Annotated in this window: 15 protein-coding genes; 14 read left to right on the top strand and 1 reads right to left on the bottom strand. The window is 40.2% G+C overall.

The window, feature by feature from the left end; all coding sequences use genetic code 11:
• The first annotated feature begins 11 nt into the window (after positions 1-11).
• The 14 genes from atpG (at position 12) to RCJ93_RS09335 (ending at position 11,509) form a co-directional block, all read left to right on the top strand.
• Positions 12-872, top strand: coding sequence for an ATP synthase F1 subunit gamma (gene atpG / locus RCJ93_RS09400; protein ID WP_150283466.1), 861 nt, complete (start codon positions 12-14; stop codon positions 870-872).
• A gap of 47 nt (positions 873-919) precedes the next feature.
• The gene (atpD, locus tag RCJ93_RS09395) at positions 920-2,335 is read left to right on the top strand and encodes a F0F1 ATP synthase subunit beta (RefSeq protein WP_066791751.1); all 1,416 of its coding nucleotides are present in this window, start codon (positions 920-922) and stop codon (positions 2,333-2,335) included.
• 24 nt (positions 2,336-2,359) lie between these two features.
• A complete protein-coding gene (locus tag RCJ93_RS09390) occupies positions 2,360-2,764 on the top strand; it encodes a F0F1 ATP synthase subunit epsilon (protein WP_066791752.1) in 405 nt (134 codons plus the stop codon).
• A 204-nt stretch (positions 2,765-2,968) separates the two neighbouring features.
• Positions 2,969-3,214 (top strand): DUF1146 family protein, encoded by a 246-nt coding sequence (locus tag RCJ93_RS09385; protein ID WP_066791753.1) that lies wholly within the window; start codon positions 2,969-2,971, stop codon positions 3,212-3,214.
• Between the two features lie 443 nt (positions 3,215-3,657).
• Complete coding sequence (murA, locus tag RCJ93_RS09380; RefSeq protein ID WP_147195397.1) at positions 3,658-4,959, top strand: UDP-N-acetylglucosamine 1-carboxyvinyltransferase; 1,302 nt, start codon at positions 3,658-3,660, stop codon at positions 4,957-4,959.
• Between the two features lie 220 nt (positions 4,960-5,179).
• On the top strand, positions 5,180-6,199 hold the full coding sequence (spoIID, locus tag RCJ93_RS09375; RefSeq protein WP_150283467.1) for a stage II sporulation protein D: 1,020 nt from the start codon (positions 5,180-5,182) through the stop codon (positions 6,197-6,199).
• A 10-nt stretch (positions 6,200-6,209) separates the two neighbouring features.
• A complete protein-coding gene (locus RCJ93_RS09370) occupies positions 6,210-6,869 on the top strand; it encodes a M23 family metallopeptidase (protein WP_150283468.1) in 660 nt (219 codons plus the stop codon).
• 84 nt (positions 6,870-6,953) lie between these two features.
• Positions 6,954-7,235, top strand: a complete 282-nt coding sequence (locus tag RCJ93_RS09365; protein ID WP_066791757.1) for a sporulation transcriptional regulator SpoIIID — start codon at positions 6,954-6,956, stop codon at positions 7,233-7,235.
• A gap of 154 nt (positions 7,236-7,389) precedes the next feature.
• Positions 7,390-8,388, top strand: coding sequence for a rod shape-determining protein (gene mreB, locus RCJ93_RS09360; RefSeq protein WP_150283469.1), 999 nt, complete (start codon positions 7,390-7,392; stop codon positions 8,386-8,388).
• 132 nt (positions 8,389-8,520) lie between these two features.
• The gene (locus tag RCJ93_RS09355) at positions 8,521-9,360 is read left to right on the top strand and encodes a flagellar hook-basal body protein (protein ID WP_066791759.1); all 840 of its coding nucleotides are present in this window, start codon (positions 8,521-8,523) and stop codon (positions 9,358-9,360) included.
• Between the two features lie 24 nt (positions 9,361-9,384).
• On the top strand, positions 9,385-10,218 hold the full coding sequence (locus tag RCJ93_RS09350) for a flagellar hook-basal body protein (protein ID WP_150283470.1): 834 nt from the start codon (positions 9,385-9,387) through the stop codon (positions 10,216-10,218).
• An 18-nt stretch (positions 10,219-10,236) separates the two neighbouring features.
• Positions 10,237-10,527, top strand: a complete 291-nt coding sequence (locus tag RCJ93_RS09345; RefSeq protein ID WP_150283471.1) for a DNA-directed RNA polymerase subunit beta — start codon at positions 10,237-10,239, stop codon at positions 10,525-10,527.
• 28 nt (positions 10,528-10,555) lie between these two features.
• Positions 10,556-10,996: a 3-hydroxyacyl-ACP dehydratase FabZ gene (gene fabZ, locus RCJ93_RS09340; protein WP_066791762.1), complete on the top strand. Its 441-nt coding sequence runs from the start codon at positions 10,556-10,558 to the stop codon at positions 10,994-10,996.
• Positions 10,997-11,119: 123 nt separating this feature from the next.
• Positions 11,120-11,509, top strand: a complete 390-nt coding sequence (locus tag RCJ93_RS09335) for a hypothetical protein (protein WP_150283472.1) — start codon at positions 11,120-11,122, stop codon at positions 11,507-11,509.
• A 62-nt stretch (positions 11,510-11,571) separates the two neighbouring features.
• Here RCJ93_RS09335 and RCJ93_RS09330 read toward each other — a convergent pair whose 3' ends face one another.
• Complete coding sequence (locus tag RCJ93_RS09330; RefSeq protein ID WP_335340637.1) at positions 11,572-12,006, bottom strand: YwpF family protein; 435 nt, start codon at positions 12,004-12,006, stop codon at positions 11,572-11,574.
• Positions 12,007-12,171 lie beyond the last annotated feature (165 nt).

Raw genomic sequence — 12,171 nt, 5'->3', positions numbered from 1 at the left:
GTGAAATACCAGTGGCATCATTACGCGAAGTAAAACAACGCATTAAATCTACAACGAGTACAAGTAAAATCACAAATGCCATGCAGCTTGTGTCTTCTTCTAAAATGGCGCGTGCCGAAGCGAATGCTAAAGCATATGTTCCATATATGAATAAAATACAAGATGTTGTTGCAGCGATTGCAGCAGGCACACCAGATGGCTCACATCCTATGTTAGTCTCTCGTCCGGTGAAGAAAACGGCTTACTTGATTATGGCTTCAGACCGTGGTCTTGCGGGTGCATACAATTCGAATGTTATTCGTACTGCACTAGACGCAATGAACCGTCATAACCATACAAAAGAAAACGTCGTGATCTTTGCTGTGGGCCGTGTTGTTCGTGATTTCTTTAGTAAACAAGGCTTCACTGTCGTAGGAGAAGAAATCGGTTTACCCGATCAACCTTCATTTGCGGATATTAAACAAATTGCTCGTAAAGCTGTTGGTATGTTCACAGACGGTACATATGATGAACTTTATATGTATTACAGTCACTTTATCAGTGCAATTGCCAACGAACCTACGGAGAAAAAAGTATTGCCAATTACGGATATAACTCCGTCAAGCGCTACAGGGGCAAGCTACGAATTCGAGCCATCAGGCGAAGCGATTCTAGAAGTATTGCTGCCTCAATATGCAGAAAGCTTGATTTACGGCGCGTTGCTAGACGGTAAAGCGAGTGAACATGCTGCACGTATGACAGCAATGAAGAGTGCTACAGATAACGCTCATGAATTAATCAATGACTTAACAATATTGTATAACCGTGCACGTCAAGCGGCGATTACACAAGAAATTACAGAAATCGTTGGCGGAGCTGCAGCCTTAGAATAGGCGAGCTTCCCCACTGCTGTAATAGTTCGATAGGAGGGAATACAAGTATGAACACAGGACACGTTCTTCAAGTAATGGGTCCAGTTGTCGATGTTCAATTCGACAACAACACATTGCCAGAAATAAACAATGCGCTAACTGTAGAAATCAAACGTCCAAATGAAGAAGCTGTAACGCTTACACTGGAAGTAGCTCTTCACTTAGGTGACAACGCTGTTCGTACAATTGCAATGTCATCTACAGATGGCTTGCAACGTGGCGCAGCCGTAACTGACAAAGGTGCTGCTATTTCAGTACCAGTTGGTGAAGCAACACTAGGTCGTGTATTCAACGTATTAGGTGAAACAATTGACTTAGACGCACCAATCACAGCAGATGTTCGCCGTGACCCAATCCACCGCGAAGCACCTACATTCGAAGAACTTTCAACAAATGTTGAAGTACTTGAAACAGGTATTAAAGTAGTTGACTTATTAGCTCCTTATATCAAAGGTGGTAAAGTCGGCCTATTCGGTGGTGCCGGTGTAGGCAAAACTGTACTAATCCAAGAATTAATCAACAACATCGCACAAGGACACGGTGGTATCTCCGTATTCTCTGGTGTAGGTGAACGTACTCGTGAAGGTAACGACCTTTACTACGAAATGAGCGATTCTGGCGTTATCAAGAAAACAGCAATGGTATTCGGACAAATGAATGAGCCACCTGGTGCACGTATGCGTGTAGCTTTGACTGGTCTTACAATGGCTGAATACTTCCGTGATGAAATGGGACAAGACGTTCTACTATTCATCGATAATATCTTCCGTTTCACTCAAGCGGGTTCTGAAGTATCTGCGCTTTTAGGCCGTATGCCATCTGCAGTAGGTTACCAACCAACTCTTGCGACTGAAATGGGTCGTTTGCAAGAACGTATCACATCTACAAATAAAGGTTCTGTAACATCTATCCAAGCTGTATATGTACCAGCCGATGACTATACTGACCCGGCTCCTGCTACAACATTCGCTCACTTAGATGCAACAACAAACCTTGAACGTAAATTATCTGAAATGGGTATCTACCCAGCGGTTGACCCACTTGCGTCAACATCACGTGCGCTTTCTCCTGAAATCGTAGGGAAAGAACACTATGATGTAGCTCGTCAAGTACAATCAACATTACAACGCTACAACGAATTGCAAGATATCATCGCAATCCTTGGTATGGACGAGTTGTCTGATGAGGATAAATTGATTGTTGGCCGCGCACGCCGAATTCAATTCTTCTTATCACAAAACTTCCACGTGGCAGAACAATTCACTGGCCAAAAAGGATCTTACGTACATGTAAAAGATACTGTACGCGGATTCAGAGAAATTCTAGATGGCAAGTACGATAAATTACCAGAAGATGCATTCCGACTTGTAGGTCCAATCGAAGAAGTAGTTGCGAAAGCAAAAGATATGGGCGTAGAACTTTAATACTAGGGACTTGGAGGAAAAAATATGAAGACAACTGTAGTCAACATTGTCACTCCTGACGGCCCAGTATACGATTCAGAAGTAAGCATGGTTATTGTGAAGACTGTAACTGGTGAAATGGGTATACTGCCTGGACATATTCCAACAGTAGCTCCTTTAGCAGTTAGTGCTGTTCGACTTAAAAAAGACAACAGTATGGATGTTGTAGCAGTAAGCGGTGGCTTTGTTGAGATTCGTCCTGATAAAGTGACAATCCTAACACCTTCTGCAGAAGTTGCTGATCAAATTGATATAGCACGTGCGAAGGAAGCTGTAAAACGTGCTGAAAGCCGACTTCAAAGCAAGCAAGATGACATTGATTTCAAACGTGCGGAATTATCTCTAAAACGCGCGATGAATCGTATCAACGTTAAAGAGGGTAACATCTAAGTAATAAAGTGAAACTTCAATTGGCTGGGTTTTCTTCATTCCTTGCTGATAGTAAGTATTCTATTCGGGTTTTTAGAGACAGCGATCTCCATCTGAACTTTTTGATGATGGAAAGTCTTACTGCCCTTTAAGCCGGATAAAATTAACTTTTTAAGCGAGCAGGATATTCTGCTCGCTTTTTTACAAGTATTAAGGAGGGATGTTATGAACACAATCACAACAATGGTTGGCCAAAATGCACTAATTAGCATATGTTCACATATTTTCTTTATTGCTATTACCTTTTATGCATTGCAAGCCTTTAGGGTGGAGAATATCTTTAAAAAAAATCATGTATTCCAAATACAGCTTGTTTTTATTTTATTGAGCATTGCCATTGGTGCAACTGTGTCAAATTTCTTTCTTGCGATTGCAGCATGGTCTAAACAATTGCCATATTTATTTAATTAAAGCTATTCTGTATGCAAAAGAAATAATGGCACAAACTGATTATACAAACATTCAATCCGGATGATGTATTATAATAGATGTATGCACTTATACAAATTTGATGCATCATACATTATTTCTTTTGCATAAAGCGTAACATTGCCTGGGAAATAAATTGTCGTAAGTTGTTTTATCCAAGAAAATGACGGGTACCTAAGTTGGGTGCAGAATTTTAGAAAATCTTTACACACTTCCAAAGTATTTTACGTAATATAGGAATACTATAGTTATTTATTCGTAGACTGCTAAAATAGTGTAAACGGTGCTTGTCTTTATCCAGAAAAAGCTGTATTATGTAATTTGCTTTGTTACTAATTATTTACAATGATGATTTAAAAAATGGATGAATTTGATGGACTGAAACATAAATATGGATATTTAGAATAAGTTCGGAGGGACATATTGTGGAGAAAATTGTTGTAAAAGGCGGTAAGGTGTTAAGCGGGAAAGTAAAAGTAGAAGGAGCAAAAAACGCTGTTCTACCAGTTCTAGCAGCATCGTTATTAGCATCTGAAGGAAAAAATATAATTAAAAACGTGCCGAACTTGGCCGATGTTTATACAATAGATGAAGTACTAAAAAGCTTAAATGTTCAATTATCTTTCTCAAGTGAGGAAAATATTGTTGAAATTGATGCTTCGGCACAATTATCATCTGAAGCTCAATTTGAGTTTGTACGCAAAATGCGTGCGTCTATTTTGGTGATGGGTCCGCTTCTTGCCCGCAATGGCTATGCGCGCGTAGCAATGCCTGGTGGCTGTGCAATCGGCTCTCGCCCAATTGATCAGCATTTAAAAGGCTTTGAACTAATGGGAGCTAAAATTTCTACTGGCCATGGCTATGTAGAAGCACACACAGAAGGCCGATTAAAAGGCGCTAAAATTTACTTGGATTTCCCAAGTGTTGGAGCGACAGAGAACATCTTGACAGCTGCAGCGCTAGCAGATGGTACGACAATTATCGAAAATGCTGCAAAAGAGCCGGAAATTGTCGATTTAGCGAATTTCATCAATGAAATGGGCGGTAAAGTAGTCGGCGCTGGTACGGATACAATCCGTATCGAAGGTGTTGAAACATTATATGGTACAATACATTCTATTATTCCTGACCGAATTGAAGCAGGCACATTCATGGTTGCAGCTGCAATTACTGGCGGAGATGTACACATTGAAAATGCAGTACCAGAGCATATGACAGCCTTAATTTCTAAAATGGTGGAAATGGGCGTCGAAATCGAGGAAGAAGGAGAAGGCTTGCGCGTCCGTGCAACACATCCATTAAAAGCAGTTGATGTGAAAACAATGCCACATCCAGGATTCCCTACTGATATGCAATCACAGCTTATGTCATTAATGCTTGTTGCAGAAGGTGCAAGTGTTATTACAGAAACTGTTTTTGAAAATCGTTTCATGCATGTAGAAGAATTCCGTCGTATGAACGCGAATGCTAAAATCGATGGCCGCTCTGTTATGATTGATGGACCTTGCAAATTGCAAGGTGCAGAAGTAGCAGCGACAGATTTGCGCGCAGCTGCAGCATTAATCCTAGCTGGCTTAGTAGCTGAAGGCATTACACGCGTGTCAGAACTGAAACACCTGGACAGAGGATATGTTAATTTCCATACAAAATTAGCGGCTCTAGGTGCTGATATCGAACGTATCTCTACAGAAGAAGTCTTTGCCAAAGAATTGCAAGTTAATTCATAAAAAACGAAAAAAACTCATTGCATGTATTGTATGCACTGAGTTTTTTTATTTTGGAGAAATTTCTATGTGTCCGTGAAAACATCTATTGGGTCGAATAAGAATCGGCTGGGTGTCCCAAAATGAAGAATAGAAATTCCCAACCAATCAAGCTGCCCAAGCACAAACAAACGCTTAACCCCTCTTTATGCATAATCAATAGAAACCATACATATAATTCACCATGAAAAAAATACACCTATATATCCTCATTTCAATCGTCGCATTGTTTTTGCTGCCAACTATTGTGATCAAACAAAAAGCCAAGGAGAAAGTACCAGTACAAACACACGTCGCACGGCCCTTAAAAAGTGGACAAGATGCTGTGAAAGAAAAAGATGGAAGCTGCCCGATTACTATTCAAATAGTGGGCCAAAAGGAGACGTACCCACTAGAAGAATATATAGTGGGAGTTGTGGCGGCAGAAATGCCCGCTTCTTTTGATTTGGAAGCTTTAAAGGCTCAGGCCATTGCTTCAAGGACATTTGCTTTAAAACGAACAAGCTTCGGCAAAAGTAAAATTGAACCGACTGTATCTGCCCAGGCTTATGCGAGTCCTTCACAGCGCAAAAAAGATTGGGGTGCCAATTACCAAAAGAATGAGAAAAAGATCCGCAAAGCTGTACAAGCAACAAAGGGACAAGTACTTACTTATAAAAAGGATCTTATTACAGCTATGTTTTTCTCGACTAGTAATGGGCAAACGGAGAGCGCCAAAAGCTACAGTGGACAAGTGGTTCCCTATCTGCAGTCCGTAACTGTGCCAACAAGCGAAAAAGAATCACCGCGTTTTCACACCAACTATACATTCACACTGATGCAATGGAATAACGCGTTCAATCAACAGTGGACCAAATCTCAAATCTACAATATAAAGATTGCACGGAATTCTTCAGGCAGAGTGAAGTATATAGCTTCAGGTACAAAAAAATGGACAGGCAGAGAAGTGAGAGAAAAATTGCAGCTTGCTTCATCTGATTTCACAGTTGCTTGGGATACTGACACGAAAAAGGTCAAAGTTCAAACAACAGGATATGGACATGGTGTAGGAATGAGCCAATACGGAGCAAAAGCTCTTGCAGAAAAGGGGGCGAGCTCGAGCGAAATATTGCATCATTTCTATCAACACGTAAAAATAGAAAAATTAAAAAAATCTTCTTCTCTATGTTTAAACTCTCAAGCTATTGACAAGAATAGCAAATGAGGTGATGAACATGAGAGAGGAAAATAAAAAACCTACTCCACAAAAGAAAAATGTAACAAAACAACGCTGGTTCTGGCCAGTTATTTATGCAAGCTTTGCAGTATTGCTTGTTGCCGGTGTTTGGGGCTACTCAGCATTAACCAATTCTTCAAAACCATTGACAGGCAGCAAGTTAACAGCAACAAATGGTGCAAAGTCACCAACTGTCGAAACAAATGCACAAACGGAATCTTTGCAGTATCCATTTAAAGAAGCACTTTTAAAAGACGCTAAAGTTGTACAGGACTATTACGATGTAGAAGCAAATGAAGAATCAAGAGCAGGCGCATTGCTTGTCTTTAACCAAACATTTACGACAAGCGATGGCATCTCTATTGCTGTCAACGGTGAAAGCTTTGATGTATTAGCAGCATTAAGCGGTAAAGTAGAAGAAGTGAAGAGTGATCCATTTATCGGGAATGAAATCACGATTTCACATTCGAATGGCATGACAACTGTTTATAGCTCTGTCTCAGATATCGCTGTTAAAAAAGGCGATAAAGTGGATCAAGGACAAGTTATCGGTAAAACAACTGATAATCAATATAACCCAGCTGCAGGAAATCATTTATACTTTGAAGTAATGCAAGAAGGCAAGCACATCAACCCAACAAGTTTACTTGCTTTTTAGAAAATTCAATTCACCCAAGTTCTAAGCATACGATTTTAAACATATGGTAAAGAAACGTTCGTACATTGTGGAAAGGAAGAGAATGTGCACGAACATATTCGCAACCGCTGTTTAAAACTCGGTTTTATGCTGAAGGAAACTAAGCAAACCGTAAGAGCCTTAGCACAAAAGACTGGTTACTCCAAAAGTACCATTCATAAGGATCTTACAGAAAGATTGATGCTGGTGAATGAAGAATTAGCGAAAGAAGTAAGCGAGATCTTAGCTTACCACAAATCCATCCGTCATATACGCGGTGGAGAGGCAACTCGGCAAAAATGGTTGACGCACCATGCCGATAATAAGACACCTTCGCAACAAGATTAGCGGGGGTGTTTTTTTATTTTGAACAGGTGGAAAACCCGCCAAAAAGCCCATAATATGGAGAAATAATAGATGTAATTGCGTATAGGCTATGCTAAAATATTCTAGATACATATATATATAAACGTGCGAAAGAACAGTTAGGAAAGGTGAAATTATGTTTTCGAGAGATATAGGAATCGATTTAGGTACGGCTAATGTGCTAATTCACTTAAAAGGGAAAGGTATCGTTTTGAACGAACCATCCGTTGTAGCTCTAGATCAAAAAACAAACGAAGTCTTGGCCGTTGGCGAAGAAGCACGCAAGATGGTCGGCCGTACGCCAGGAAATATTGTGGCGATCCGTCCTTTAAAAGATGGTGTCATTGCTGATTTTGATATGACAGAGTCTATGCTTCGCTACTTTATCAATAAACTGAATATCAAAGGATTTATGTCTAAACCTCGCATTCTTATTTGCTGTCCTACAAATATTACAAGTGTTGAACAAAAAGCGATTCGGGAAGCAGCAGAGAAATCTGGTGGACGCAACGTGTTTTTAGAAGAAGAACCAAAAGTTTCAGCAATTGGTGCAGGAATGGATATTTTTCAGCCAAGCGGCAATATGGTTATTGATATAGGCGGAGGCACTACGGATGTAGCAGTCTTGTCTATGGGTGACATCGTAACATCAGAATCTATCAAAGTAGCCGGGGATTTGTTTGACCATGATATCTTCCAATATATCAAGAAAAAATACAAACTCCTGATTGGTGAAAGAACAGCGGAGAATATTAAAATCACAATTGGTACAGTCTATCCTGAAGGACGTAATGAATCCATGGAGATTCGTGGCCGAGATTTGGTAACAGGTCTGCCAAGAACTTTAGAAGTCCATTCGCATGAAATTGAACAAGCTTTACAAGAATCCGTATCGCTTATCATACAATCAGCCAAAAATGTACTCGAAAAAACGCCTCCAGAGCTCTCAGCAGACATTATAGACCGTGGTGTAATGGTAACGGGCGGTGGAGCTCTACTTCACGGCTTAGACCGTTTATTGGCCGAAGAAATCAAAGTACCTGTCTTTATTGCTGAAAACCCTATGGACTGTGTAGCGATAGGTACAGGAATAATATTAGAAAATATTGACCGAACACCTAAACGTATGAAATAATTAGCCGAAATAAAAAAATGATAGAATCAATAAAAATATACTAAGTAAATTTAATTTATAATATAAAGATTCAACTACGATACTCATTGATGAACGATTACTATATACATTCCAGCTGGAAGGATGAATGAAATGTTTCGTGGATTTTACACGGTCGCTACCGGCATGATTGCAGAGCAGCGGCGCACTGAACTATTATCAAATAATATTGCCAATGCCAATACACCTGGGTTTAAAGCAGATCAATCAACTATCCGCGCGTTTCCGGATATGCTGATGTCAACCATTACAAAAAGTGGTCCTGCAAATCGCCAGAATGGCTATGAAGGCAGTTCCGTTAAACAAATTGGCGCGCTCGGTACAGGCACATACATGCAAGAAACGCTGCCTGACTATACGCAGGGCCAAATCACCGCGACAGATATGCCAACCGATGTAGCATTAGTAGACGGCAATCTCCCTGTAAACGAAGAAACGGGCACAAAGGGAGCGATATTTTACCGTTTGCAAAATGAAGCGGGTAATGAGGCATATACACGTAATGGCAGCTTTACTCTTGATGCTGCTGGCAATCTAGTAAACTCACAAGGTTTATTTGTCCTTTCAGATCAAGGTCAAAAGATTAATTTACAAAGTGATGACTTTCAAATTCGTGAGAATGGGGATGTTTATGAGCAAGGACGAAGAGTGGCTAAACTCGGAGTTGCCTATTCTGATGAACCGGATACACTAGCAAAACGTGATGCAGGGCTTTACTATACAAATAATGGTGATAATCTTCCTTCAGCTTATACAGTGAACGGTGTACAATTTTCAACGAAACAAGGCTATATTGAACGCTCCAATGTTGATTCAGCACGCACGATGACGGATATGATGACAGCCTATAGAGCATTTGAAGCAAACCAAAAGATTCTTCAAGCATATGACCGAAGCATGGATAAAGCAGTCAATGAAATCGGCAAAGTATAAGCATTGGCTTTGGAGGGATATTAAGTGATCAGAACAATGGTGTCTGCTGCCAATACAATGGGGCAATTACAGCAACAGTTGGATACAATCAGTAACAACATATCTAACAGCAATACGCATGGCTTTAAAGCGAAGGAAACAAAATTTGGCGAACTGCTATACCAACAGTTCGATAATGATGATAAAGATAAAGCACCACGGCAATCACAGCCCGGTATCCGCATAGGAGTCGGAGCAGGTCTTGCGCAAGCGCAAATTAATTCGAAACTCGGCACATTTCAACAAACTGGTCGAGCACTTGATTTTTCCTTGTCGAAAGAAAGACAATATTTTAATGTCTTGATGCCAGATGGCAACACTACTAAAACAGTCTACACAAGACAAGGAGATTTTTATCTCTCACCAACAGATAATGGGAATGTGATGCTTGTCAATAACGATGGCTATCCAATTGCTGATTCTAGAGGAAATGCGATTCAATTGCCGAACGGGGCAAAAGAATTCAGCGTAACAGCAGACGGGAATTTAAATGTTCAGTATAATAATAGAAGTGTTAAAATAGAGTTAGGTGTAACTCAAATTCAAAAGCCGGAGCTAATGGAACATATTTCAGGCACTTATATCGGCTTGCCTGAGAACTTCGGTGAATTTGGTGTTCAAGAAGCTTCAGTACTTCAAAATTTGCAAGGCGGAAACCGAAACCAAATCGCCATGCAAAATGGTGGCCTTGAAGCATCTAATGTAGATATTTCGAAAGAGATGTCCGATCTCATTAATACTCAGCGTTCATACCAATTTAACGCACGTACCATTACAATGGCTGATCAAATGATGGGGCTAGTAAATGGGATTCGATAAGTAGAGGAGAATTTTGTAATGGCAAATAATACAACAGAACAAAAAACTGAAAATCCAACTCGTGCCGCTAAAACTCGCAAAGAAGCGAAACAGCAAAAGCAAGCAGGTGTTGGAGAAAGAGACGGAAACTGGGTCACTAGAGGTATTTTTTCCATCGGCATCAGAATCCTAATTGTTGTTGTTTTACTAGCTATTGCAGTCATCGCCGGAGCTATGATTGGCTATGGCGTTATCGGTGATGGCAACCCATTTGGCGTTTTTAAACCGGAGACTTGGGAACATGTCTTTGATCTTATGAACGGCAAATAGGCAGTTGATTTATAGAGGAGGAAGAGCATTGCTAACTGCAGAACAAATCCAACAAATATTGCCGCACCGCTATCCATTTCTTTTAGTGGATCGGATTACAGAAGTAGAAGAAGGCAAACGTGCTGTCGGCATTAAAAATGTATCAATTAATGAGCCTTTCTTTAATGGGCATTTCCCAGGCTATCCTGTAATGCCTGGCGTACTTATTATTGAAGCAATGGCACAAGTAGGCGGCGTTGCCTTATTGAGTTCAGATGACTTTAAAGGTCGTCTAGCCTTCCTAACAGGTATAGACAACGCACGTTTTAAACGACAAGTAGTCCCTGGTGACCAGCTTCATATTGAAGTAGAATTCACAAGGATTCGCGGCACAATGGGAAAAGGCCATGCAAAAGCAACAGTGGATGGAGAGCTTGCTAGCGAAGCGGATATCCTATTTGCAATTGGGCCTGCAGCTCCAAAAGAATAAAGTCCTGCTTTTAAAAAGTTTTTTTAGTTGTAAGGATAGTTTTCCTCTTTCCGTTCATACTATTCTTGAATCGCACACAGCGTGTCGTGGTTTAAGATTATATGCTGGAAGGAGGATTTTAGTATGTGGAGAAAATCAGCAGGCGTTTTAATTTGTACTGCCATTCTATTGGTTGGGTGCAATAACAAAAAAGCAGTAGAAGATACACGTACGGAAACACCAATGGAGGACGTCAACCGTGATGTTAACACTGGCAATACAGATGACGGTGTTACAAATGACGGTGTAAACAACGGCGCTCAAAACGGCAGTACAACAACTGACATTGAGCAAGGCGTGAACAATGGCATGACTGGCGTTGAAGAAGGCGTCAATGATGTGACTGAAGGTGTTGAACAAGGAGTAAACGATGTATTGCCTGGCAACCAGCCTACACCTAATGATCATATGGTAACGGATGATGAAGCTACAAACGGCAATAATGTGCCTCATGATAAGGATGACAATAAATAGTATGGGTTAACACCCATAAGAAAAAGATGATTTCTGTTAAGAGATCATCTTTTTCGTATTTTTTACTTTAATTTTTTTCGATTATGTAAATCGGACTTGAACCGTTCAAGCAATGCATTGCCCGTTAAGCCTTCTTCTACAAGTTCAAGCAATAGCTGCTCAGCGTACTGCCTTCTGTTTGAATTTAGTGTACCTTTCAACAAGACAGATACATGGCCAGTATCGGGCATTTCCGTAATGTTATGGACAACAACGCGGAAGTAAGCAGGTTCATTGTCAGGATAAGAAATTACTGCACGGACGTCAAGGATGTCATCTGTCCCAAGATATTTAGCAAAATCGCCAGCATACTGAGCATCCATATACATCTCTAGAATCCAATACTTATGGCTATTTTCTTGATTGATAATAATCCCGTCTATGAGCGGGTATGACGTGAACTGATTTTCTTCTAACAACTCTAATGATAGCATTTTGAATGTCTTTATAATAATCACCGCCAATCTTTCAAAAGATATAGTATATGACACACCAACGTCAATTATGTTTGATGATTCAGAGAATTTTTACTCTAGCTTTACGTCTAGAGAAGATGACATTATTATAACATGAAAAAAAGCTAAAATAGATTTTTACGTATTTTCCTGCATGAGGAAAACAGC

This window comes from Rummeliibacillus sp. BSL5 (assembly GCF_052928305.1).
The sequence above is the reverse complement of the archived record's forward strand: the minus strand, read 5'-3'. Positions and strand labels throughout refer to the sequence as shown.